18 protein-coding genes are annotated in these 25360 nt (G+C 66.7%); 11 read left to right on the top strand and 7 right to left on the bottom strand.

Features of this window, described 5'->3' with window-relative positions; all coding sequences use genetic code 11:
• Window positions 1-47 precede the first annotated feature (47 nt).
• From A5764_RS01465 to A5764_RS01440, 6 genes are all read left to right on the top strand, one after another.
• Entirely contained in the window at window positions 48-659 is a 612-nt protein-coding gene (locus A5764_RS01465; RefSeq protein WP_067107618.1) for a DUF305 domain-containing protein, read from the top strand.
• A gap of 840 nt (window positions 660-1499) precedes the next feature.
• Entirely contained in the window at window positions 1500-3209 is a 1710-nt protein-coding gene (locus tag A5764_RS01460; RefSeq protein ID WP_067107383.1) for a thiamine pyrophosphate-binding protein, read from the top strand.
• Entirely contained in the window at window positions 3206-6073 is a 2868-nt protein-coding gene (locus A5764_RS01455; RefSeq protein ID WP_067107376.1) for a peroxidase family protein, read from the top strand. The genes A5764_RS01460 and A5764_RS01455 overlap by 4 nt, the downstream gene beginning before the upstream one ends.
• Window positions 6070-7458 carry a hypothetical protein gene (locus A5764_RS01450; RefSeq protein ID WP_156664443.1) on the top strand — a complete coding sequence of 463 codons (1389 nt, stop codon included), beginning with the start codon at window positions 6070-6072 and terminating at the stop codon, window positions 7456-7458. The genes A5764_RS01455 and A5764_RS01450 overlap by 4 nt, the downstream gene beginning before the upstream one ends.
• A complete protein-coding gene (locus A5764_RS01445; protein WP_082951394.1) occupies window positions 7458-8675 on the top strand; it encodes a patatin-like phospholipase family protein in 1218 nt (405 codons plus the stop codon). Before A5764_RS01450 ends, A5764_RS01445 begins: the two co-directional genes overlap by 1 nt.
• Before the next feature lie 28 nt (window positions 8676-8703).
• Entirely contained in the window at window positions 8704-10410 is a 1707-nt protein-coding gene (locus tag A5764_RS01440; protein ID WP_067107366.1) for a thiamine pyrophosphate-binding protein, read from the top strand.
• A 31-nt stretch (window positions 10411-10441) separates the two neighbouring features.
• Here the strand turns inward: A5764_RS01440 and A5764_RS01435 are convergent, their stop codons facing one another.
• The 5 genes from A5764_RS01435 to A5764_RS01415 form a co-directional block, all read right to left on the bottom strand.
• The gene (locus A5764_RS01435; protein ID WP_067107363.1) at window positions 10442-13648 is read right to left on the bottom strand and encodes an adenylate/guanylate cyclase domain-containing protein; all 3207 of its coding nucleotides are present in this window, start codon (window positions 13646-13648) and stop codon (window positions 10442-10444) included.
• 193 nt (window positions 13649-13841) lie between these two features.
• Complete coding sequence (locus tag A5764_RS01430; protein ID WP_197501166.1) at window positions 13842-14462, bottom strand: CPBP family intramembrane glutamic endopeptidase; 621 nt, start codon at window positions 14460-14462, stop codon at window positions 13842-13844.
• Window positions 14459-16756 carry a phosphoribosylformylglycinamidine synthase subunit PurL gene (gene purL / locus A5764_RS01425; RefSeq protein WP_067107357.1) on the bottom strand — a complete coding sequence of 766 codons (2298 nt, stop codon included), beginning with the start codon at window positions 16754-16756 and terminating at the stop codon, window positions 14459-14461. Before purL ends, A5764_RS01430 begins: the two co-directional genes overlap by 4 nt.
• 61 nt (window positions 16757-16817) lie before the next feature.
• Complete coding sequence (locus A5764_RS01420) at window positions 16818-17165, bottom strand: VOC family protein (protein ID WP_067107615.1); 348 nt, start codon at window positions 17163-17165, stop codon at window positions 16818-16820.
• Between the two features lie 14 nt (window positions 17166-17179).
• Window positions 17180-18001, bottom strand: coding sequence for a helix-turn-helix domain-containing protein (locus tag A5764_RS01415; RefSeq protein ID WP_067107354.1), 822 nt, complete (start codon window positions 17999-18001; stop codon window positions 17180-17182).
• 128 nt (window positions 18002-18129) lie between these two features.
• Here A5764_RS01415 and A5764_RS01410 point away from each other — a divergent pair, with 128 nt between their 5' ends.
• Entirely contained in the window at window positions 18130-18522 is a 393-nt protein-coding gene (locus tag A5764_RS01410) for a nuclear transport factor 2 family protein (RefSeq protein WP_067107351.1), read from the top strand.
• 5 nt (window positions 18523-18527) lie between these two features.
• On the opposite strand, the gene A5764_RS01405 is transcribed toward A5764_RS01410, so the two are convergent.
• Window positions 18528-19784, bottom strand: a complete 1257-nt coding sequence (locus A5764_RS01405; RefSeq protein ID WP_067107611.1) for a M18 family aminopeptidase — start codon at window positions 19782-19784, stop codon at window positions 18528-18530.
• 168 nt (window positions 19785-19952) lie between these two features.
• On the opposite strand from A5764_RS01405, the gene A5764_RS01400 reads away from it, so the two are divergent.
• From A5764_RS01400 to A5764_RS01390, 3 genes are all read left to right on the top strand, one after another.
• The gene (locus A5764_RS01400; protein ID WP_067107348.1) at window positions 19953-20972 is read left to right on the top strand and encodes a Dyp-type peroxidase; all 1020 of its coding nucleotides are present in this window, start codon (window positions 19953-19955) and stop codon (window positions 20970-20972) included.
• Complete coding sequence (locus A5764_RS01395; protein ID WP_067107344.1) at window positions 20969-21766, top strand: family 1 encapsulin nanocompartment shell protein; 798 nt, start codon at window positions 20969-20971, stop codon at window positions 21764-21766. Before A5764_RS01400 ends, A5764_RS01395 begins: the two co-directional genes overlap by 4 nt.
• Before the next feature lie 66 nt (window positions 21767-21832).
• Window positions 21833-22573 (top strand): SDR family NAD(P)-dependent oxidoreductase, encoded by a 741-nt coding sequence (locus tag A5764_RS01390; RefSeq protein WP_067107342.1) that lies wholly within the window; start codon window positions 21833-21835, stop codon window positions 22571-22573.
• Window positions 22574-22577: 4 nt separating this feature from the next.
• Here A5764_RS01390 and A5764_RS01385 read toward each other — a convergent pair whose 3' ends face one another.
• A complete protein-coding gene (locus A5764_RS01385; RefSeq protein ID WP_067107340.1) occupies window positions 22578-24269 on the bottom strand; it encodes an MOSC and FAD-binding oxidoreductase domain-containing protein in 1692 nt (563 codons plus the stop codon).
• A gap of 157 nt (window positions 24270-24426) precedes the next feature.
• Here A5764_RS01385 and A5764_RS01380 point away from each other — a divergent pair, with 157 nt between their 5' ends.
• Window positions 24427-25299 carry an alpha/beta fold hydrolase gene (locus A5764_RS01380; protein ID WP_067107338.1) on the top strand — a complete coding sequence of 291 codons (873 nt, stop codon included), beginning with the start codon at window positions 24427-24429 and terminating at the stop codon, window positions 25297-25299.
• The last annotated feature ends 61 nt before the right edge of the window (window positions 25300-25360 follow it).

Here is a 25360-nt window from a genome sequence, read left to right as displayed (position 1 = left end):
CGACAGCGGTCCGAACAGCTCGATAGCTGAACGGCACAATGGGTTATGTGCCGTCCAAGTCGGTATGCGTCCTCGCAGCGGTCTTGTTGACCGTGGTCATACCTTTGACCTCGTGCGGGCACGCCGCGGTGGGTCCGCACGGCGGTCAGTCCGAATCACGCACCGACCACGATGGGCGGACGGGCGCGCACAATGGCGCCGACGTTGCTTTCGCGGCAAACATGCTGCCCCATCATCAGCAGGGCGTGCTCCTGGCTGCGATGGTGCCCGCCCATACCCTCAACCCCGACTTGCGGGTGATCGCCGCCCACATCGCAGCCGACCAGCAGGCAGAGATTCAGACGCTCAACCTGCTGCTCGCGCAATGGCACGAGCATCCCGATGCTGATCATGGGTTTGCAGCCGGCCACGACGCGATGCGAATGGCGGGCATGGTCGACCAAGACACCATCGACCGGCTCCAGTCCCTCGATGGCGCCGCCTTCGACACCCTGTGGGCGAAGTCGATGATCAGCCACCATCAGGGCGCAGTGACGATGGCGCAGGCCGAGATCGCCCACGGTCAAAGTGTCGACGCCATCCACACAGCCACCCTGATCGTCGACGCCCAGCAACGAGAAATCGCCACCATGACGCACCTGATCAGCTTGCCCCAGTGACTGCCGCACACCCATCTGCTCGCGCAGTACGCTTTCCGGCGATCTGTTGATTCCGGATGGGTGAATATCGATGTCGGATCTGGTGGCGGTCCCCGAGGTGCTGGCTTAGGCGGCGATGGATCTGCACGACCGGGGCTGCGGTCGCGAGTGTGTCAGGGAGCATGCGAAATAACATCCGTGCGACACGCGATTTGCGGATATTGCTGACTTTCAGTTCGACGATATGCCGGCAAATTCGGCCGCAGATGCGTAGGGCGCTGCTCGTTTGAGCCGCGGTCACACCTATCGATCCCGGACATCAAGATCGTAGCAATTACCTATATTAACTATGTCTATTCGTAGCGCGCGTCATTCCATGTGAGAACATCGCATTGCGTGCCTGAGAATTCTTCGTGAGGCCGGGCCTGGGAGCGGCGAACCAGAGTATGTTGCCGGACAGCTTATAGGTGTAGCAGCACGCCTCAGGCTGGGTCATGACCATGCTATTTCTGGCTATCTCAACGCCGGACTACGACGGCCACGGGTCAATGTGCCCGCAACGGCTCTTTCGTCCAATCGCCCACCTGCGCAAGGTATTAGCGGGATATCCGGGCCGCATGGCCAGCACTGCGCCGCGCTCCGGCGGCTCACACAGCGGCTGCTGACGACTGTGTCGCGGCAAACGATCGGGCCGGGACAGGAGCCGCTTTTTGGCGGCAGAACAACCGACGGCAACCGAACGCTGGACGCCGTTAGGGATCGTCAGGTCCAAAAAACGAGTAGTCGACTACTCATGTGTGCGGCGGTCACCGACCATAGGGTCCTTCCTAATCCCGAATTTGACGTCGAAAGGTTGATGTTGTGAGGGTCTATGAGGCAATCGTCAAGGGGCTCGAAAGCATCGACGTGGAGGCGGCCTTCGGCGGTGCGGGCGAGAACGCCGCACAATTACTGTTGGCGTTAAAACATTCGCGCAAAATCCGGGGAATAGTCGCCCGCCACGAGCAGGCCGCCTCGTTCATGGCGTGCGGCTATGCGATGTACACCAACAAACTGGGCGTGTGCTTCGCGACCGCTGGCCCGGGCGCGTTCAACCTGTTTTCTGGCCTGGCCGTGGCGATGTCGGATTCCTATCCGGTCCTGGCGGTCTCTGGCTACGCGGCCATGCAGTGGGCAGGACGCGGGTCGCTCAACGAAACCTCGGGACTGAATAACACGCCCGATTCACGCGCGATGTTTGCCGCCACCACGAAGAAGTCGTGGCTGCTGACCAACATCAACGACACGTGCGATGTTCTCGAAGAGGCCGTCAATGAGGCGTTCAGTGGACGGCCGGGGCCGGTTCACATCCACGTGCCGGAAGACCTGACCCACGAAGAGCTGCCCGACGAGAAGTACCACGACATCAATCTCAAGTACCGGCCGCCTCAGCCCGACGCCGCGAGAGTTGAGCAGATCGCCTCGGCGCTGGCAGACGCACTCAACGGCCACCGCAAGGTTGCCGTCCTCGCCGGTTTCGGGGCCATCCGCAGCGGCGCCTACGCCGAAGTCAAACAGTTCATCGAGCGCTTCCAGATTCCGCTGCTCACCACGTTGGACGGCAAGGGCATCGTTTCCGAGACGCACCCGCTGTCGGTTGGGCTGTTCTGCGACAGCGGGCACAGCAGCGCCTGGAAGTCGTTCCTAGATGCCGACGTGGTGCTGGCCGTGGGCAATGCGTTCAACCAGCACGCGACGTTCAACTACTACGAGGGCTTGTTCGACGGCAAAACCTTGATCCACATCAACATCTCCGAGACGGAAATCGACAAGGCATACAAGGCCGATTACGCACTCGTCTCCGATGCCCGCCCGGCGATCGCCGCGATCCATGCGGCGCTGGACGCCAAAGTCGGCGAGGTGGCCCGCCATGAGGCGCTCGGACGCGACTGGGAGGCGCGGCGCATCACGCACCTGACCGGCCAGATCCATCCCGGACAGCTCGCGCAATCTATCGGTCGGCACCTGCCGCCACGGGCGATCCTGCTCGCCGATGCCGGCGCCCACCTGGCCTGGCTGGGCTACTACGTGGAGTTGGAGGAAGGCCAGAACTTCCGCAAGGCCGGCGAATTCGGGCCGATGGCCGGGCATGTCAACGGGGCGATCGGGCTCAAGCTCGCCCATCCCGACAGGACGGTGGTGGTGGGCTGCGGCGACGGTTGCTACCAGCTGGCCGGCTTTGACCTCATGACCGCCGTCGAGCACGACATTCCGGTCATCTGGGTGATCTTCAACGACAGCGAGTTCAAGCTGATCAAGATCTATCAGCTGACCACCTATTTCGAGAGCGGCCTGGTCGAGTTCCAGAATCCCGACTTCGCCGCGCACGCCCGCGCGTGCGGCGCTGAGGGGTACACCGTCGACAGTCTCGACGAGTTCGAAGACGCCTTCCGCAAGGCATTGTCGTCCGGGCGGCCCACCGTGATCGACGCCCACATCACCCGCTGGGCCGTGCCGCATTACAGCTCCTCACCCAAGGGTGTCATTCACGGCATTGCCGAGACGATCGAAGAGAGGCTGCGAAACCGATGAGCGAGGACACCATTCGCAAGCACAGCCAACCCGCCGCGTGGCAGGAGCGCTACAGCGGCGGCAGCGCGGAGGCCGAATACGAGGAATTCCAGCAACTCGCGCACGGCATCATGCAGGTTCAGGCCACCGTGCGCAAGCGCGTGAGCAGCCATGGCGTACCGCATCCAATCCAACGCGCCTTCCACGCCAAGGCCACCCTGGCGGTTGACGACGCCGAGCTGCGGTTCCACGACGACTTGCCAGCCGACCTGCAGGTGGGATGCGCGCAGCCCGGCGCGCGGTATCGCGCGACAGTGCGATTGTCCAACGCATCCGGCAGCGCCGCAGCCGATTTCGCGCCGGACCTGCGTGGGATCGCGTTACGGGTTGCCATTGACGACGACACTTCCATCGACCTGCTCGCCACCAACTTTCCCGTTTCGCACGCCCGCAACGCGCGCCAGTTCGTCGAGTTCGCGAAGGCCACCGCCGGCGGCTCACGAATCGTCGGGCTGGCCCGGCTGGCGGGCATGTTCGGAATGTTCGAAACCGTCCGCATGGTGCGCAACGTCGAAACCGCGCGAAAGCAACGAGTAAAAAGTGTTGCGACGCAAACCTATTGGAGTCGCGGGGCGCTGACGTGGGGCCAGGAGCTTGCCGTGCGCTATCTACTGCGCCCGGCCGGTGGCACGCCGCAGGGTCCGGAACCGTCCAAAACGGACCCCAATTACCTGTCCACCGAGGCGGCCCGTCGCCTGGCCGAGGGGGATATCAGCTTTGAGTTGTGTATCCAGCGCTACGTTAACGACCAGCTGACGCCGATCGAAGACACGGCCGTCGAGTGGAGCGAAAAGCATTCTCCTGCAGAGCCGGTCGCGACGCTGACCATCAAACGGGCCGACGTCCGCTCCACCGACGCACAGGCCCGCGCGGAAGCGGTCGAACAGCTCGCGTTCAATCCATGGAACACCACCGACGACTTCCGTCCGCTCGGCAACCTCAACCGCGCCCGCAAGACGGCCTACGATGCGAGCGCCGCCCACCGAGCCCAAACGCGTTGGCTCACCGAACCGCCTGAACGCAACGTCGTACTCGGTGCGTTGGCCCGGGCCGCGTTCCAGATGATCAACCCCACCATCCCGTGGTACCGGCTGCCGGTACGGCTGGCGGTGCTCAACCTCGATGCATTTCGTGGCGTACTGCGCGCCCACAACCTCATCGATACCGAGCCACACGAGGCGCCACCGCAACCCCGTTCGGTGCCCCCGCCTATCCCCGAGGACGTGCGCACGGCGCGCACGGCCGACGGCCGTTACAACGATATGTCCGTGCCCCGGATGGGAGCGGTCGGTGCCACGTTCGGTCGCAACCTCAACGCCGATTACCGCCCGGATCTTTTCAACGAGCCCAATCCTGTTGTGGTGAGCGAGAAGTTGCTGACGCGTGAACGGTTCTTGCCCGCGGGGTTTTTGAACGTTATCGCGGCGGCATGGATCCAGTTCCAGGTTCACGATTGGGTCAGTCACGCGCGCTACCGCCTCGGCGAACGTGACGTAGAGGTGCCACTGCCGTCCGGCATGACGTGGGCAAACACCCCCGGCGGGGAGCCCGAGTCCAAGATGCGGATCGCCGGCAACAAGGCGCTCAGCGTCGCTTCGGACGGCACCGAGCGGCTGTTCGCCGATGCGACGTCGCACTGGTGGGATGGTTCCGAGGTGTATGGGTCCGACCCGGAAAAGATGGCGGCGCTCCGTGAAGGGCCGAAGATCCGCCTCACCGATGACGGATACCTGCCCACCGATCTCAGCGGGATGGAACTCACCGGCTTCAACGAAAGCTGGTGGCTGGGCCTGGGCGCACTGCACACGATGTTCGCCCGTGAGCACAACGTCGTGTGCGATGAGCTGCGAACTCACTACCCCACCTGGAGCGACGATCGCGTCTTCAACACGGCACGGCTGGTTGTCTCGGCCCTGATCGCCAAGATCCATACCGTGGAATGGACGCCCGCCATCCTGGCGACGGAGCCGATCGACGTTGGCCTGCACACTAACTGGAACGGCCCACCCAGCGACTGGATCACCAAACTCGGGATCTGGCTGATGGATGTTCATTCCAGCGTGGGCATTCCGTCCACCACACCGGATCACCACGGCACGCCGTACTCGCTCACCGAGGATTTCGTCACCGTGTACCGGATGCATCCGCTGATCCCGGACGACTACCGGTTTGCCGACCACCAGAGCGGCGACATCGTGCAGACCCGCGAATTCGGCGAGATCACCGGGGCCCAGGCCGACAAAGAACTGCGTTCGCTCGGGCTCGCCAGCACCCTGTACTCGTTCGGCATCGCGCATCCGGGCGCGATCACACTGAACAACTATCCCCAGGCGTTGCGGAGTTTTGTGCGCGATGGTGAACGCATCGACCTGTCGGTGGTCGACCTGGTGCGGACCCGCCGCCGCGGGGTGCCGCGCTACAACGATTTCCGCACCGGTCTGCACAAGCCGCGGCTGCGTCATTGGGAACAGCTCAGCGAAGATCCGGAGGCGGTGCGGCGGCTGCGCGAGGTATACCGCAGCATCGATGAAGTCGACACCATGATCGGGCTGTACGCCGAGGCACCCCCCGAAGGATTCGGCTTTTCCGACACCGCGTTTCGGATCTTCATTCTCATGGCGTCGCGACGCATCCAAAGCGACCGATTCCTCACGGTGGACTTCCGGCCAGAGATTTACTCCCCGCTCGGAATGGACTGGGTGCGGCAGAACGACATGAGCACCGTGATCCTGCGGCACTGCCCAGACCTCGCGGCGCTGCTACCTCGTGGTCAAAGCGCTTTCGCCCCGTGGCGCACCGTGGCGGCGAAGGAGCCGAAGCGATGAGCACCCCAGCGGCCACCGAAGAGGGGTCAGGACTGCAGTCTTTGGCGCAGCGCCCGCTGCTGACCGCAATCATGCGTCGGCGCACCCACCGCGTCAGTAGGGGCAGCTCGGTTGAGGCCGGATCGATGAGCTACACCTCGTCGCTGCCGCGCTCGCCACTGACCGAGCTGGAAGAGGCGCTCCTGATCGCGATCACCGGATGCACCGGCCTGTCGATGCCCGACCGCCCGTTCAGCGATCCACGCGATCACAAGCCAATCATGGCCAAGCCGAACCTGAACATGGCGGGCAGATCGGCCGGTAGCCCCGACAACGCGCAGGGCACCCACTTCTTTCTCATCAACGACACCGGAACGTACTATCTGCGCAAGCTGCCGCCGGTCGATGACGGGCAGTCCGTGCTCGATCCGGATCTGTTGGTGGCTCGGGCTCGCACGGCGAAGGTGAAACTCCTCGACCATCGGATCGATGTTCCAGGCGGGGACCGGGACTTCCCGGCCTATCTGGACTCGAATCGGTTCCTGTCGAACCTACCCGGCACCACGGTCCTTTTCCCCGTTGTCGACCTGTCTCGTCAGTACATCAACGGAATGATGTACCTGCTGACCCAACCGGAGGGTGCGCGTCCGACGCTTGTCGACGACCGCAACTTCTACCGAATGGCCGGAGTCAAAAAGTGGGTCAAGCAGGGCTTTCTCAACAAGGACATCAAACTTCCGCTGGGAACGCTCTGGGCTATGCGCACCCAAATTGAGGCCGACCTGCTCGTGCAGAATCTCATGCTCACCGCCGACGCGATGGGCCTCGGCGCATGGATCCACGCGTCGCTCGCGCCGCCCGTGCTGCTGGGCGATCCGAAGTTCACCGATCGCTATGGCAGCATGCTGGGCTTCGACTGGGACATCCCACGCTGGAAACCGGCAGACATTGTGCGGTGGCAGGTTCCGCTGCCCCGCTATGCGAACCTGCGCGCCAACCCGGTGGGGCTACGCCGCCTGGGCGAACACCTCATCAAGGCCAGCTGTCCGCCCAATTACCCGACCATGTCGGAGGCGGTCGACGCCGTCATTGCCGACAAGTTCGGTCCCGACGGCATCTACTCCGATCACGCACTGTTCGCCCGGATCTACAAGGGCGAGTTCGGCGAGCGGTATCTCGCCGAAGCCAGCGCCTACGCCCAGGACGTGATCGCGTGCGCGCGAGACATCTGCAACTACATATACGACACTCACGGGCGTTTTCCGGCACACGTGGAAGCGATCCACGTCCCCGGCATCTGGCTGCAAGTGCACCACGTTGAGAACGCCTACTACGAACGGTTTTTCGGCGACGGACTGACCGACGCCCACCGCAGCCACGACGCGGCCTGGCACGGCACCCGCTGATGGGCACGGGGTCAGCGCCTCCGGGACGGGTGGCAATCGTGGTGGCCGGCGCGGGGGCCCGCGGCGGCTATGAGGCCGGCGTGCTCTCGGTGCTAGTGCCGCGCCTATACGAGGCTGGCGCGGCACCCCTGACATTCGTGGGCACCAGCGCTGGCGCCATCAACGCGGCCATCTTTGCCGCCCTGTCGCACCTGCCACCGGCCGAGCAGGCGGCAGGTGCGTTGCAGATCTGGCGTGGCATCACGGTTTCCAACGTGTTCCGCTCGCCGGTCATCGGTTTTCCCCGGATGGCGGCCTCCTTCACCGGGGAGCTGTTGGGCGTGCCGGGAATCCGGCTCACCAATCTGCTCGACACCCATCCGCTACGCCGAACAGCCGAGGCCGCCGTCGACTGGAAGCAGTTGCGCCGCAACATCAGCGAGGGACGCACCAGTCTGGCGGTGGTTGCGACCTCGGGGGCGGATAACCGCACCGTGGTGTTCGTGGACAACGCCGACGCGACGGTGCCGCCGTCCGACGACGAACGGCCGATCGATTACGTCCCCACTCAGATCACGCCCGAGCATGTGCTCGCGTCGTCGGCCATTCCGATCGCGTTTCCGCCCGTTCACGTCGGCGACAAGCAAAGCTGGGACGGCTGGTACATGGATGGGGGAATCCGGCTCAACGCGCCACTGAAACCCGCGCTCGCGCTGGGCGCCGACGCGATCGCCGTCGTGGCAACCCATCCCGAAATCGACGACAGCAAACCGGCACCCGCCGAAGGCGCGCCGCCCGACGTGTACGACGTGGTGGTACGGCTGATGGATGCGACACTGATCGACCGGATGGTCGAGGACCTGCGCACACTCGCCAAAGTCAACACACTGGTCGACTCGACGGAGCCGGCACAAGCAACGGACCGACCGCGAAAGGTCATTCCTTTCCTGGCGATCGCCCCGGCGGCGCGCGCGACCCTGGCCCAGCTGGCTGACGAGGTGTTCCAGCAGAAGCGCCACCAGTGGGGAGGCGGGTCGGGGGTGCTGCGCGAGGCGGAGTTACGGCTGCTGGGACGCGCGCTGGGCGGTGACGGCCCGCGCCGCGGCGACTTGTTCAGCTACCTGTATTTCGATCGGGAGTTCATCGACGCATCGATCGCACTCGGCCAGCGCGACGCGCAGGCCGTTTTCGATGGCTCGCCCGCCGGGCAGGTGCCGTGGCGAACCGGTCTGCGGTAAGCGGTTGCAAACCTGTCAGGAGGAAGCGATGCACGTCTATGAAGCGATCGTCAAAGGCCTCGAAAGCATCGGAGTGGATACGGCATTCGGCGGCAACGGCGAAAACATCGCCAGTTTAACTGTGGCGCTGAAACATTCGCGCATTCGGGCGATAGCGACGCGCCACGAGCAGGCGGCCGCGTACATGGCCTGTGGGTATGCAATGTTCACCAACAAGCTTGGTGTGTGCTATGCCACCGTGGGGCCCGGCGCGTTCAATCTGCTGACCGGCCTCGGCGTGGCGATGTCCGATTCGTATCCGGTGTTGGCGATTACCGGGTTCATCCGGACGGAGTGGCAGGGGCGCGGCGCCGTCAACGACACATCGGGCGTCAACGGCACGCCGGACTCCCGTGCGATTTTCGCCGCGGCCACCAAGGAGTCGTTTTTCATCGAGGGTGTCGAAGATACCTGCGACATCCTGGAAGAGGCGGTCAACACGGCGTTTTCCGGCCGGCCGGGGCCGGTGCACATCCACGTTCCGCAGAACCTGACCGACCGCGGCGTGAGAGTGACGAACTACCGCGATATCCGCCTCAACGTGCGGCCGGTGCAGCCAGAGCCCAACGAGGTCGCCGATATCGCCGCGGTTCTGGCCGACACCTTGCGCAGCGGTCGACGTGCCGTGCTGCTCGCCGGATACGGCGCGATCCGAAGCGGCGCCCAGGATGTGGTGCTGCGCTTCATCGAGCGCTTCCAGCTGCCGCTGATCACCACGCTGGACGGCAAAGGGATTGTCGCCGAGTCGCATCCGCTCTGCGCCGGAGTCTTTCATGAAAGCGGTCATTCCAGCGCGTGGAAGGCATTTCGTGAGGCCGAGGTGGTGTTGGCGGTCGGCAATTCCCTCAGCCAGCATGCGACATTTGGCCTGCGCAAAGATCTGTTTGAGGACAAGACGCTGGTACAGGTCAACATCGCGGCGGGCGAGATCGGTAAGTTCTATCCCGCGCAGCATGCGCTGGTGTCCGACGCCCGGCTGGGTCTGGAGGCGATCATGGCGCTGCTTGAGACCAAGGTCGGCGACGTCGCGCCGGTGCGCATCGACAGTCAGGATTACGAGTTCCGCAAGCTGCTCCCGCGAGTCGGGGCGGTACATCCGGGCAAGCTGGCACAGTCGATCGGGCGCCACCTGCCACCCAACGCGGCATTGCTGGCCGATGCGGGCACGCACCTCGCGTGGATGGGCTATTACGTCGATCTGAAGGCGGGGCAGAATTTCCGCAAGTGTGGCCAGTTTGGTCCGATGGCCGCGCATACCAACGGTGCGATCGGCGTCAAATTGGCCCAACCGGAACGCACCGTTGTGGTGGGTTGCGGAGACGGATGTTATTCGATGGCCGGCTTTGAACTGATGACCGCGTTGCAACACGATGTCGCGGTGATCTGGGTCATCTTCAACGACGACGAGTACAAACTGGTCAAGGTGTATCAGCTTGCGCAGTACCAAGAGTCGGCCTTGGTCGAATTCCGCAATCCGGACTTCGCCGCCTACGCGCGGGCGTGCGGCGCCGACGGGCACTCCGTCGATTCGCTCGACGATTTCGAGCGCGTATTCACCGCGGCGATCGCTTCTGGCCGGCCAACCGTGATCGACGTCAAAATCAGCCGCTGGGCGCTGCCGCACTACAGCACGTCACCCGATGGCGTTCTGGCGAGCGTGTTCGACCAGATCGAGCAACGGCTTCGCGGCGACTGAGCGGGTTCAGCTGCCCTTGGGTGGTTTGCCCCTAGGTGGCTTGGCGCAGCGCGGCGCGGGCGCGCGCCTGCTCCGGCAATGTGTTTGGTACGCGGCCGGCCACATCAACGACAGCGGAACGGGCGGACTGGCCACAAAACTCGAAATCATCGAGCGCAGCGCGGAGTTCCAGCAGGGCCGCGCCCTGACTGCGGGCGAGCTGCAGCGCAGCCGCGATGTCGGATCGGCGTGCCCGCGGGTCGGGCTGGGCGCGGGCCCGCCACCGCAGCAGCTCAGCGTCATAGAAATGCATCCCGGTGGTTGCGGTCCGCCGCAACGTGCTGTCCAGATGGCCGCGCGCCAGATCCGGTTTGCCGGCGGCGCTCAGCAGGCGCCCGAGGACGGCGTCGTAGAAGGTTAGGTAGATATCCAGCCCGACCGCGCGCCAGGTATCGAGCAGCATGGTCATCGTCGCGATGTGCTGCTCGAGCGCAGCCTGATCGTGGTCCGCCGAGGCCAGCGCGACGAGGGCGGCGACGGCGCCCTGGTTGGTCATCCCGGCCAGGCGCCATTGGTCAAAGCCTTGCCGTTCGGCCTGCTCAATCAGCTCGGCGGACAGCGCCGCGGCCTGATCAAGCTGCTGCGCCTCGATATGCACCCAGGTCGCCATGAACCGGCCGAAGCATTCCATGAATCCGCCCTGGGGGAAGCCGAGGTGTGCGGCTCGACGCGCCGCAAACCCCAGCTCCGCCTCGGCAGCGACGAGATCACCGCGCCACATGCGGATGAGGCTCAGGTGCAGGTGCGCCGACGCTAACGGCTCGTTGGGCAAGTACCACACCGCCTCGATCGGGTGTTGACCGGCTGGGGCCCGGCCCGCCGTGGCCTCGGTGAAGTACGTCACCGCGGCGTCGAACTCGCCGCGCAGCCACGCCAGCACGCCGAAGGACGAGTCAACGGCGGGGCGGCACCACAGCCGACCCGCGGTGAGGTCGGCCTCCAGTGAGTCCAGCACCTGCGCCATGCGGGGCAGGTCCGCACGGGTGGCGCAGTAGCTAACCAGCGCGATCAGCGTCGCGACCGCCTCGTCGTCATGCAGCTGCATGCCGCCGACCTGCAGACACCGCTCGAAGTCGGCGGCCACCGCCGGGCTGGTATAGAACTCCGCGGCGGCGGCCAGCAACCCACGCTCCAGCCGCATCGCGATCTCTCGCTGGTCTCGGTGCGGACCCGCGGCGCAGCGCTCCAGCCCCGCCAGAGCGAGGTTCATGTAGCTGCGTGCCTCCGCCAACGCGCCGCGGCGCCGAGCTGCGGCGGAGGCCTGCTGATAGGCCGCGGCCGCATCCTCGAACCGCTCGGCCTGCTCATAATGGGCAGCGACAAGCCGCCAGTCCGGGTCACCCGCCGCTCCGGTGACCAGGGCGTTGGCCACCCGGGCGTGCAGGTCACAGCGCACGCTGGGAGGCACCAGCTCGGCGCCCAGCTCCCGCAGCAGCTCATGGCGGAAACGCCAGGTGTCGGCGCCCCACGCCTCGAACACCATCGCGTTTTCCAGGTCGTCGATGACGTCGTCGATGTCGTCCTCGCTGAGGGTGCACACCGCCCGCAGCAGGCCGCGATCGACCTGACGCCCGATGATGGCGGCCGCCTTTACCACCTCGACGACATTCCGGGTCGCGCGCAGCCTGGCGAACAGCGGCTCATAGAGCGGCTCCGGCACGCCGGTCCTCCCCGGGGCTTCTGACCGGGCGGCGCTGATCGCCCCAACGACTTGCTCGATATAAAAGGGCACGCCGTCGCAGCGGGTGCGGACCGCCGCGCGCTCGTCTGCGGTCGCGGTCGGATCCAGCGCGAGGATCAGCTCGTCCGTGTGCTCATCGGAAAGCGACGTCAGATCGAAGACCTTTACCGGCCAGCCGCCAGGCAGCCAATCGCCGCCGCGCCCGGTGATGACCACCAGCAGCCGACCGTCGGCCGCGCCGAGCAGTGTGTCGAGCACCTCGACGGTCGACGGGTCAAACCAGTGCATGTCCTCGGCGACGATCAGTCCCGCCCCACCGCCGAGGCAGGCCAGCAGATAGTCCCGCACACCCTGCGTGATCAGTTCGTAGAGCTTGCGCCCCTCGGCCGGCACGGGTTCATAGCCGGCCTCTGGCCCGACACCGAGCACCGGCGCCAAGAATGGAAGTGCGATCGCGGGCTCCAGCGCGTACGCGCGCAGGTCGTGCTCGAGAAGCGCCAGCCGCTCGCCGGGCTCGGTGAGCCGGCTGATACCGCACCGGCGCTCGAGCATGATTCGCACCGGATGCAGGCCCGCGTCGGTGTGAAACGGTGAACCGTGCAACTCCAACACCACGGCGCCTGAACCCTCGACGAGCTCGACTGCCGCCGTGGCCAGCCGGCTCTTGCCGATCCCGGGCTCTCCGCGAAACACCACGCCCGGTGTGGTCAAGGTTGCGGCCTGCGCCCGCGCCCAACTTTTCTGCAGGCGCGCCCGCTCGCGGTGGCGACCGACCAGCGGGCCCCCGCGGAACCTGTCTGCGCCAACCCGTTCACCGAGCACCCGGTAGTGGACAACCACCCCGTCGACACCCTTGACGGCGGCCGAAGGACCACGCTGCAGCTCAAAGTCGTGGCGCACCAACGGCTCTACGGCATCCGAGACGACAAGCGCGCCCGGCGAGGCAAGACTGCACACCCGCGCAGCCACGTTGGCCGCCAATCCGTACACATCATCCTGGGCAATGTCCAGGTACACCAGGCCGCGGTGCACTCCGACGCGGATATCGATGCTCTCCCCTAACCGGCGCCGCGCGTGTTCACTCAAGTTCGCGGCCTCGCGGGCGATCTCCAGCCCCGCCAGCACCGCGCGACGCGCGTCGTCCTCATGGGCGGTGGGGTGGCCGAACACCGCCAATAGCGCCTCGCCCTTAGTCGATCCGAGATGCCCCTCGTAGCGGTTGACGATCTTGCATACCTGTTCGCGGTAGTGCCGCACCACCATGCGGTACGCCTCCGGGTCGATACGCGCCGACAAGGCCGTGGCATTGCTCAGGTCGGCGAACAGGATCGTCAGCCGCCGAATCTCGCCGACATCGCCCGGTGCGGCCAGCAGATCCTCCGCGTCGGCGTTGCGGTGATCGACGGCCAGCACCTGTTCCGCCAACACCGTCGCGGTGGCGCGATCACCGCGGTTGATCGCCACCACCGCCCGATCAAGCAGCTCATCAATCGGCGCAGCGCGCCCGACAAGGCCCATGCGCCTCCCGTCTCCGCAGATGAGAATCATATCCCGCGGTCGGCGGTCAGGCGACGCTCAAAGGCCCTGGTAAAGCCGTGCATCCGACGGTTCGATGCGACACACGATGCCGTCGGCGCGCAGCCGAGACATGACCTCGTGGCCGCCGTTTGGTGTCGTATTGGCAACGCGTCAAGGTGCGGCACCGGCCCGACTACACGATCAACCCGTGACGCCGCACGATCAGCGCGGCGACCGCGCCCGCCTCATTGATCGCCAAGTGCGCCAGCATGGGTGCGGCGAGGCTCCCGGAACGCTCGGCCAGCCAGCCGAACAGCCAGCCCGCGAGGCCGGTGACGAGCACGGTGCCCACCACCGGCTCGCCCGTCGCTCGCGCGTCGGCGATGTGGGATAGGCCGAAAGCGGCGGCCTGCAGCGCCCGGCCGCCGGATCGCCCGAAGGCCGTGGATCCGGCGGCCGCCAGCGCGGCGCGGAAGGCGGCCTCCTCGGACCACACGGTTCCGATGGGGATCCGCACCAGCAACCACACCGGCGCGGACGCCGGCGGCTCGTGGGCGCCCATCGCCGAACGGACCGCCGGCAGAGAGGTGGTCGCGGCGATCACTGCGGCTGCGGCCACTCCGGCCGACGCCCCCGTCCGCACACCGGGCCAGAGCCGCGGCGGGCGCAGGCCCAGCGGTGCACGGGTCACCAGTACCAGCAGCGCGCCCACGCCGGTCTGCAGCGTCACCCGCCAGCTGCCGGGTAGCCGCGGACTGACAAAGCTCCAGCCGACCAGTGCGGCGGCCAACGACAGCGCGCGCAGCCGGCCTATCGGAAGAATCGCGGCAGCACCGCCTCGGACGTCTCGCGCAGTTCGGCCAGCGACACCGTGAACAAGCCCTGGACCTCCACCGCGCGGGACGCCTGATCGACGACGCCGATGCGGACCGCGGGCAGCCCCCGCGCCTCGCACATCGCGCGGAACCGGCTCTCCTCGGTGCGCGGCACCGCCACCAGCACCCGGCCGGCGGACTCGGAGAACAGCATCACGAACGGATCGGTATCCTCGGGAAGCACGATGCGACAACCGGTTTCGCCCGCCAGCGCCGATTCCACGATGGCCTGGGCGAGGCCGCCTTCGGACAAGTCGTGCGCAGCGGACACCAGCCCGTCGCGCGACGCCGCGGCCAGCACCTCGGCCAGCAGCTTCTCGCGCGCCAGGTCCACCGCGGGCGGCAGCCCGCCCAGATGGTCGGCGGTCACCTGCGCCCACACCGAACCGTCGAACTCGTCGCGCGTATCGCCCAGCAGCAGCAGGGTTTCCCCCGGCTCGGTGCCCAGGGCGGTGGGGATGCGCCGCCCCACGTCATCGATGACGCCGAGCACGCCGACCACCGGAGTGGGCAGGATTGCCGCCGATCCGGTTTGGTTGTAGAAGCTGACGTTGCCGCCGGTGACCGGAATCCCAAGGGCCGCACAGCCATCCGCCAGGCCCCGCACCGCCTGCGAGAACTGCCACATGACGCCGGGGTCTTCGGGTGAACCGAAGTTGAGGCAGTTGGTCACCGCGACCGGAGTCGCGCCGGTGACGGCGACGTTGCGGTACGCCTCGGCCAGCGCGAGCTGCGCGCCGGCGTAGGGATCGAGCAGCGTGTAGCGCCCCGAAGCATCCGTGGACACCGCGACGCCGCGACCGGTGGACTCGTCGACGCGCAGCACGCCGCCGTCGGCGTGCTCGGCCAGCACGGTGTTGCCGCGGACGTAGCGGTCGTATTGCTCGGTGATGAACGCGCGGCTGCACAGGTGCGGACTGCCAAGCAGCGTAAGCAAAGTCGCGCGCAGCTCGTCGCCGGTGACCGGCCGCGGCAGGCTCGTCGACCGGTCCGCGTTCATGGCGTCCTGGGATTCGGGGCGCGCGACCGGCCGCTGGTACACCGGACCCTCGTGGGCCACGGTGCGCGGCGGCACGTCGACGACCGTCTCACCGCGCCAGGTGATCTGCAACCGGTCGCCCTCGGTGACCTCGCCGATCACGGTGGCCAGCACGTCCCATTTGCGGCACACCGCCATGAAGGCGTCGACGTTCTCGGGCGCGACCACCGCGCACATGCGCTCCTGCGACTCGCTGCACAGCACCTCGGCGGGCGTCATCTCCTTGGTCCGCAGCGGGACGGAGTCCAGTTCAACCGCCATCCCGCCGTCTCCGGCTGACGCCAATTCGGAGGTGGCGCAAGCCAATCCGGCGCCGCCCAGGTCCTGAATGCCGATCACCAGCCCGCCCGCGTACAGCTCGAGGCAGCACTCGATGAGCACCTTCTCCATGAAGGGATCGCCCACCTGAACCGAGGGCAGCTTCTTGCGGGATCCGGTGCTGTCGAAGGTGTCCGACGCCAGCACCGACACCCCGCCGATGCCGTCCAGCCCCGTCCGCGCGCCGAACAGGATGATCTTGTTGCCGGCGCCGGAAGCGAACGCCAAATGCAGGTCCTCCTGGCGCAATACGCCGACGCACAGGGCGTTCACCAACGGGTTGCCGGCGTAGCAGGCGTCGAACACCGTCTCGCCGCCGATGTTCGGCAACCCCAGCGAGTTGCCGTAACCGCCGATGCCACGGACCACGCCGTCGACGACGCGGCGGGTGTCCGGCGCGTCGGCGGCGCCGAACCGGAGCTGGTCCATCACGGCGACGGGCCGTGCGCCCATGGCCATGATGTCGCGGACAATGCCGCCGACGCCGGTGGCCGCGCCCTGATAAGGCTCGACGTAGGACGGGTGGTTGTGCGACTCCACCTTGAAGGTGACGGCCCAGCCGTCGCCGATGTCGACGACGCCGGCGTTTTCGCCGATGCCGGCCAGCATGCCGGCGCGCATCTCGTCGGTCGTGGTCTCACCGAAGTAGCGCAGGTGGACCTTGGACGACTTGTACGAACAGTGCTCGCTCCACATCACCGAGTACATCGCCAGCTCGGTGTCAGTGGGCCTGCGGCCCAAGATCTCGCGAATCCGCTGGTACTCGTCGTCTTTGAGGCCCAGCTCGCCGAACGGCTGCGGTTGATCGGGGGTGGTGGTGGCGTGCCCCACGGTGTCGATGGCCTGGGTGCGCGCGCTCGTCCCGGAGACGGTCACGCAGACAGTCTAGGGTGGCGCCGCCGCGGCCGCCGGGGCGCTCAGCAGCCGCTTGCGTCGGCTATTGAGCGACCACGCAGAAGACGTTGCCCTCGGGGTCGGTCAGCACCACCCAGCGGAAGCTGTCGCCGAAGGTGTGCCGACCGACCTCACTGGCCCCGGCCGCGGTCAGCCGCGACACTTCGGCGTCGACGTCGGCCGCACTCAAGTCGAGATGCACGCGGTTCTTTCCGGGCGTGGGATCGGGCACCTTCTGGAACCCGAGCCGCATCCCCTCCGCGAAGGTCACCGCGGTGAATTCGTCGGCGAGCACTTCATGCGTCTTCCCGCCGAACTGCTCAGCCCACCAGCCGGCAAGTTTCGCGGGGTCGCCGCAGTCGAAGGTGACCATCTCCACGTTGAGCGCCATGTCGACGACGGTACTCACCCCGCCGAGGGCTGACCCACCGACTCGATGGCGTCGCCGCGTAACAGAGCGGCGCTCTGCGCATCGGCGGGATAGAACAATTCGACGGCAAGTTCGGCGAGGGTGACATCCAGCGGGGTCCCGAACGTGGTCAGCGTCGTGAACATGGCAAGGCGTCGACCGCCGGCTATCGCGAGTTGGAACGGCACCAGCAACGACGCGTTGCGCGGCGGCGCGTTCCACGCCGTGGCCGCGGCCGCAACGCCGGGGTACCCGCGCACCTCCTCGTAGAGCACCTGCAACGCCGGGTCACCGGTAAGAGCGATCGTGCGCCGCAGCTGATGAAGCAGGTAGCCGGCCCACTCCTCGAAGTTCAACGTTCGCGCGGCCAGGCCATCGGGATGCAGCGATAAGCGGTAGACGTTGGCCGGCGGGCCGAGCAGGCAATCCGGCATACCGGCGGTGAGCGCGTCCGCGGCGGCGTTGGAACCGACGATGTTCCAGCACCGATCGATGACGAGGCCCGGGTACGGGTCGTGCGCGTCGAGGAGCCGCTGCACGGCCGCACGAGCCGGTGCGAGCGCGTCGTCGTCCAGCGCGCGCGACGGGTATCGCGGTGCGTAGCCGGCGGCCAGCAGCAGGGTGTTCCGCTCCCGCAGCGGCACGTCGAGGCCTTCGGCCAGCGCGAGCACCATCTCGGCGCTGGGCTGGGAGCGACCGGTCTCGATGAAGCTCAGGTGCCTTGCCGAGACGCCCACGCTCGACGAAAGGTCGAGCTGGCTCACGCGCCGGCGCGCCCGCCAGTCACGCAACAAGGTCCCAACCGCTGCTTCGGTCACGAAGAAACGGTAACCACATTGCTGCGCTCAGGGCGATGACCTCCGAGGTAATTGTGCTGCCCCAACCCGTGGGCCCAGGCTCGATGCGACGGGCTCTACCGGAGCCCCCAACCCTTGGAGGAGGAGCCATGACGAACATCCAGTCCCCGTCGTTCAGCGCCGAACGGTGGGCGGCGTACTGGGCGGCCCCCGATATGTCTGGTGAGTTCGAGATGCTGGCCGACGACATCGTCGGCTACTGGCCCGAGGCCCCAGAACCGGTGCGCGGCAAGGACGCCTACACGGCGAAGATCGCCGAACTGCTGACGGTGGCGCCGGATTTGCGGTTGCAGTTGGTCGACAGCGCGACCGTCCCCGGCGCCATCGAGGGCGAGGAGCTGGTCTTCCTGCACTACGTCGGCCAGGGCACCGGCCCGGCAGGACCGTTTGAGATCCGCGGCATCGATCGGGTCCGCACCCGCGACGGCATCGTGGTGGAGAACGTCATCCGCTACGAACCGGCCATCGTTTCCGAACGCTGACCGGGTCACCGCGGCGACAAAAACGCCTGCAGCGCAGCCGCATAGGCGTCCACGTCGTGGGCGCCCATCAGCTCGCGCGCGGAATGCATGGCGAGCTGCGGGGCGCCGACGTCGACGGTCGGGATGCCGGTGCGCGCTGCGGCCAGCGGCCCGATCGTCGAACCGCAGGGCAGGTCGGCGCGGTGCTCGTAGCGCTGCAACCCGACGCGGGCCTGTCGGCAGGCCAGCTCGAACCCCGCGGCGGTGCGCCCGTCGGTGGCATAGCGCAGGTTCGGGTGCACCTTGAGCACCGGCCCGCCGTTGATGTCGATCAGGTGGCCGGGCTCGTGCCGTTCGGGGTAGTTGGGGTGGGTGGCGTGGGCCATGTCGGCCGAGGCCAGCAGCGAGGCCGGCAGCCGGCGCAGGAAGTCTTGCCGGTCGCCGCCGGCCGTGAGGACGATCCGTTCCAGCACGGTGCTCAGCAGGTTGGACTGCGCGCCGTGGTCGGAGGACGAACCGACCTCCTCGTGGTCGAAAAGCACCAGCACCGGCAGGAAGCCGCTCGGCTGGGCGGCCAACAATGCCTCCAGGCCCGCATAGCAACTGGCCTGATTGTCGAGCCGGGGGGCGCTGAGCAGGCTGGCGTCGGCGCCGATCACGCTCGACGGGGTCAGGTCGTGCGTCATCAGGTCGGCGGCCAGCACGTCGGACGGCGCCACCCCGGCGCGCTCGGCGACGTAGTCGACGAAGCGGCCCGGTTGGTCGGCGACGCCCCAGACCGCGTTGAGGTGTCGCTGCGGGTCCAGAGTCAGCGACTTGCGGTCCTCGGCCAGGTGGATGGCGAGCTGCGGCACCCGCAGGATCGGATCGTCGATGCGGACGAGCCGGTGCGCGATCCCGGCGCCGTCGCGCACCGACAGCCGCCCACTGATGCCGAGATCGCGGTCCAGCCACGAGTTGAGCCACGCGCCCCCGTACGGCTCCAAAGCCACCACCCGCCAACCGGCGACCAGCCGGTCCGGATGCTGCTTGACCCTCAGGTTCGGACTGTCGGTGTGTGCGCCGACGACGCGGAACGGGGCCTGTGGCCCGTCGGAGTTCCAGGCGACCAGGGAGCCGGCGCGGACGGTGAAATAGCGGCCCGGTTTCTCGGGCCAGCGGTCGGCTTCGCCGAGTTCGGTGAATCCCGCGGCGCCCAGCCGGGCGGCCACCGTGGCGCAGACGTGAAACGGCGACGGGGACGCGTCGATGAACTCGCAGAGGCCTGCGGCGCTGGCCGGCATGTTCAACATCATGGCTTCCGGCGCTCGCCGTCGCCACGCTAGGCCCCATTGCGCGGCTCCTTACTCGCGCCGCTTCCGGCGCTCGCCGTCGCCACGCTAGGCCCGATTGCGCGGCTCCTTACTCGCGCCGCTTCCGGCGCTCGCCGTCGCCACGCTAGGGTCGGCAGCGTGCCTCCGGTTCAGCCGCAACCCATCCTCGAGCCGCTGACGCCCGCCGCGATCTTCCTCGTCATCACCATCGACGAAGGCGGCGAAGCGACCGTGCACGACGCGCTGCCCGACATATCGGGGCTGGTGCGCGCGATCGGTTTCCGCGAGCCACCGAAAAGATTGTCGGCGATCGCCTCGATCGGCTCTGAAGCCTGGGATCGCTTGTTTTCCGGGCCGCGCCCCGCCGAGCTGCATCCGTTCGTCGAGCTGCACGGTCCGCGGCACACCGCACCCGCCACACCGGGCGACCTGTTGTTCCACATCCGCGCCGAAAGCCTAGACGTCTGTTTCGAGCTCGCCGACCGGATCCTCAAGTCGATGGCCGGCGCGGTGACGGTCGTCGACGAGGTGCACGGCTTTCGCTACTTCGACAACCGGGACTTGCTGGGCTTCGTCGACGGCACCGAAAACCCCGACGGCCCATTGGCCTTGAGCGCCACCGCGATTGGCGACGAGGACCCCGATTTCGCGGGCTCGTGCTACGTACACGTCCAGAAGTACGTGCACGACATGTCGTCCTGGAATTCGCTGTCGGTCACCGAGCAGGAAATGGTGATCGGCCGCACCAAGCTGGAAAACGTTGAACTCGATGACGACGTCAAGCCGGACAACTCACACATCGCGCTCAACGTGATCACCGACGACGACGGCGCCGAACTAAAGATCGTTCGGCACAACATGCCTTTCGGTGAGCTCGGTAAGGGCGAATACGGAACGTATTTCATCGGATACTCGCGCACGCCGCGGGTCACCGAGCAGATGCTGGAAAACATGTTCCTCGGTGATCCACCCAGCAACACCGACCGCATCCTGGACTTCTCCACGGCGGTCACCGGCGGGCTGTTCTTCTCACCCACCGCGGACTTCCTCGACGATCCGCCTCCCCTTCCCGGATGCGCGCAACCGGCGCGCCCAACCACCCCAGCATCTGATGACGGCTCACTGGCGATCGGCAGCCTGAAAGGAACCACTCAATGAACAACCTCTACCGCGACCTGGCACCGGTCACCGAAGTCGCTTGGACCGAAATCGAATTGGAGGCGACCCGGACGTTCAAGCGTCACATCGCCGGGCGTCGCGTGGTGGACGTCAGCGAGCCGGGCGGACCGGTCACGGCGGCGATCAGCACCGGTCGGCTGCAAGACGTCGAAGCACCGACCGACGGCGTGGTGGCCCACCTGCGGGCAAGCAAACCCCTTGTGCGGCTGCGTGTTCCGTTCACCCTGTCACGTACCGAGATCGACAACGTCGAGCGCGGTTCCAACGACTCCGATTGGGACCCGGTCAAGACCGCGGCCAAGAAGCTGGCGTTCGTCGAGGACCGCACCATCTTCGAGGGCTACGCGGCCGCGTCGATCGAGGGCATCCGGACGTGCAGCTCGAACCCCGCGCTGACGTTGCCCGAGGACCCGCGCGACATGCCCGACGCCATCTCGCAGGCGCTGACCGGTCTGCGGCTGGCCGGTGTCGACGGCCCCTACTCGGTGCTGCTGGCCGCCGACGTCTACACCAAGGTCAGCGAGACCACCGAGCACGGATATCCCATCCGCGAGCACCTGAACCGATTGGTCGACGGTGACATCATCTGGGCGCCGGCCATCGACGGCGCCTTCGTGCTGACCACCCGCGGCGGCGACTTCGACCTGCAGCTCGGCACCGACGTCGCCATCGGTTACCTCAGCCACGACGCCGACACCGTGCAGCTGTATCTGCAGGAGACGCTGACGTTTTTGTGCTACACCGCCGAGGCGTCGGTCTGCCTGGCGCCGTAGGAATAAATCTCGCGGGCCCGCTGCTTCGGGGAAAGCAAGTCAACTTCTCTCCCGAAGGCAGGTTTGATGGCTTCATCATTGACCGGCTCGACCGCACTGGTCACCGGCGCCACGTCTGGGATCGGCCGCGCAATAGCGCTGCAACTCGCGGATCGCGGTGCCGAGGTCGTGGTGCACGGACGCAGTGCCGAGCGCGGCGCCCAGGTCGTGCGTGAAATCGAAAGTGGAGGCGGGAAAGCCCGTTTCGTCGCGGCGGACCTTGACGACGCCGACGACGTCCGACGGCTGGCCGCCCAGGCCGGCACGGTTGACATCCTGATCAACAACGCCGGCATCTACAAGTTCGGTGGAACCATCGACACCGATGACGCAACCTTCGACGAGCATGTGAACGTCAACATCCGCGCGCCGTTCATCTTGGTCCAAGAGCTTGCGCCCGCGATGGCGAAACGCGGCGGCGGCGCGGTGGTCAACGTGAGCACCCTGGCCGCCTCGGTGGCGGCGCGTGGGGCCGGCATTTACGGAGCGAGCAAGGCCGCGCTCGAACAGCTGACCCGCGTGTGGGCGGACGAGTTCGGCAGGTCGGGGGTGCGGGTGAACGCGTTGGCCGCGGGTCCGACCGACACACCTGGCGCCAACGTGCTGCCGGGCTTGGTCGAGGGGCTGGGGGCAACCACCGCGTTGGGCCGGCCGGCCGACCCACGTGAAATCGCCGGTGCAGTCGTCTTCCTCGGCTCACCGGAGGCGAGCTACATCAACGGCGCCGTCCTGCACGCCACGGGCGGACAACTGGCGATCGCGCCTTAGTTGCTCAAAGGTCAAGAACAAGTTCGCTACACGGTGCGGCCGAGCAGATGAGCACCTCCCCGTCCTCGGGCGGCTCCAACGGCGGTTGGACGTAAGTCGTCGCCCCGGTGACGACTCCGGTGACACAGACATGGCAGACCCCGCTTCGGCACGAGAACCGGGTCGGCACGTCGCACGCTTCGGCGAGCTCGAGGATGCTTGCGTACTCGGTCGACCAGTTGACGGTCAACCCGCTGCGCGAGAAGGTGATCGACGGTCCGGCACCGGGAGTTCCGGCGGGCGGGTGTGGCGGCTTGTGGGGGGCCCCGTCGACGATGCCGGGATTGATCGGCGGTAAGGCACCGAACAACTCGCTGTGGATTCTAGCGGGGTCGAGCCCCGCTGCGGTGAGGGCCTCTCGCATGTCGGTCATGAACTGCGTTGGGCCGCAAAGGTATGCCACGGCATCGGTCGGCAGGCCCAGCGCCGCGATCGACTGTTGGTTGAGGCGGCCTTGCGTTTCGGTGTAGGAGGTCAGCTGTCGAGCATGGGGCAACGCCGCCAGCAGGGTCGTGACTTCGGCTGCGAAGGCTTGTGTTTCGCGATTGCGGGTGGTGTGCAGCCACCAGATTTCTCGGTTGCTGCGCGCCGCCGACAGCTTGTGCAACATCGCCAAGACCGGCGTGATGCCGATGCCCGCCGACATCAGGACCACGGGGCTGTCGGCGTCGGTGAGAAAGAACTCGCCGCGCGGGGCGGCGGCCTCGATGACGGATTCCGCCCTGATGTGGGCGTGCAGCCAGCGGCTCACCAGGCCGTGATCTTCGCGTTTGACGCTGATGCGGTAATACCCCCCGGCGGGGTCGCCCGACAGGGAGTAGCTGCGCAGGGGCATCGGCTCACCGGCACCGGGAATGCGCAGGGTCAAGTATTGGCCGGGGAGCGGAGGCGGCAGCGCGCTGTGGTCGTCGGCCTCCAGAAGGATCGATAAGACCTGCGGACTCTCGTGGCGTACTTGAGTGACCCGAAGGGGACGGAATCCGTTCCATGGGGGCTCCACTCCGACCGGCGGTTCGGGCCCGGTCAGCATGTCTCGGAACGACTGTTGCCAGCCGGGGCTGAGCGCCGGAACGTCGACGATTTTGTGGAGTTGCTCGATATTGCGGTTCGGCAGATACAGCAGAGCGTCGACGTCGGCGACACTGAGCTCGTGCCTGCCACGGCGGGTCCGCACGATGTCGTCGCCGGCCCGGACGTGACCCTCGGTGATGACACGGAAGTAGAAGCCTGGCCGATGCTCGGAGACAAGCAGATTCGGCATCCTGGGCTCGTTGAGGCGCATGCCGACCCGGAAGCAGGTAACGCGCGGCTGGGTCACCTCGAATTCCGCCTCACCGATCCGATAGCGGTCGCCGACACAGACCGCGTCGTCGGAAAGCCCGGCGATGGTGAAGTTTTCGCCGAAATGGCCGGGTTCAAGGTCGTCGCGGCGCAGGTAGTGCTTCCAGAAGTCGTACGACTCCGTTTGGTACACCATGACGGCCCGTTGCTCGCCGCCATGGCCGGCGAGATCACCCTGCCCGTCACCGTCGATGTTCAGGCGGCGCACCATCACGGGTCCGTCGACCGGGGCCTTCCATATGCCCGTGTAGACGGTCTTGCCCCGCCACTGCACGTTCTTGGGTAGGCCCACGTTTATCGAGACGAGCTTGGCCACTGCGCCTCCGCCGTAACGTGATCAAACTGGGTTAGTCAGCCCAGACTAGGACTCGCGATGGGAGCGGTCAACTCCTGCGGGACGGTCTTGCGGCTTGGAAATTTTGGCGCATACTGGGATACATATCCCAATTTGCGTCCGATGCGGAAGGATTGTCATGCCGGCGGTTCATCATCGATACGCCACCGTCGACGGCCATCGGCTGTTCTTCCGTGAATCCGGCGACCCGGACGCGCCCGCAGCGGTGTTCTTGCACGGCTTCCCGACCAGCTCCCACATGTTCCGGAACCTGCTACCCGCGCTCGCTGACCGCTACCACGTCATCGCGCCGGACCACCTGGGTTTCGGGCTCTCCGATGCGCCGCCCGTCGAGGAGTTCGACTACACCTTCGACGCGCTCGCCGACCTCACCGCGGGCCTGCTGCGCACACTCGGCATCGACCGGTACGCCATCTACGTGCAGGACTACGGCGCACCGATCGGCTGGCGGCTCGTGCTGCGTGAGCCGTCGTCGATCACCGCGATCATCACCCAGAGCGGCAACGCTTACGACGCCGGGTTCGTCGAGAGTTTCTGGAAAGTCCTGTGGGACTATCAAGCTGAGCAGACGCCCGACACCGAGGCCGCGGTGCGGCAGTTCCTCACGCTGGACGCGACCCGATGGCAATACGTCACCGGGGTCGCCGACGAGACACTGGTCGACCCCGACTGCTGGCATCACGACTACGCGCTGATATTGCGCCCGGGCAACGACGAGGTGCAGCTGAAACTGTTCCTCGACTACGCCACCAACGCGCCGCTATACCCGCGCCTGCACGAATACTTCCGCGCCAGCCGCGTACCACTGCTGGCGGTGTGGGGCCGAGGTGACGAAATCTTCGGCCCGGCCGGCGCCGAAGCGTTCGCCGACGACCTGCCCGAAGCCGAGATCCATGTGCTCGATGGCGGTCACTTCCTGCTCGAGTCCGCGCTGGACGAAGCCACCGAGCTGATCCGCGGGTTTCTCGCCAAGGTGCACGCACCCGCCTGACCCGACCCGCGACAGCGGGCCGCCCGGACAGTGGGCTGGATATCCCAAATTCCGGGTCGCC

The sequence above is a fragment of the Mycobacterium sp. 852002-51057_SCH5723018 genome (assembly GCF_001667035.1).
Lineage (GTDB): Bacteria > Actinomycetota > Actinomycetes > Mycobacteriales > Mycobacteriaceae > Mycobacterium.
This window is presented reverse-complemented; position numbering and strand designations above follow the sequence as displayed.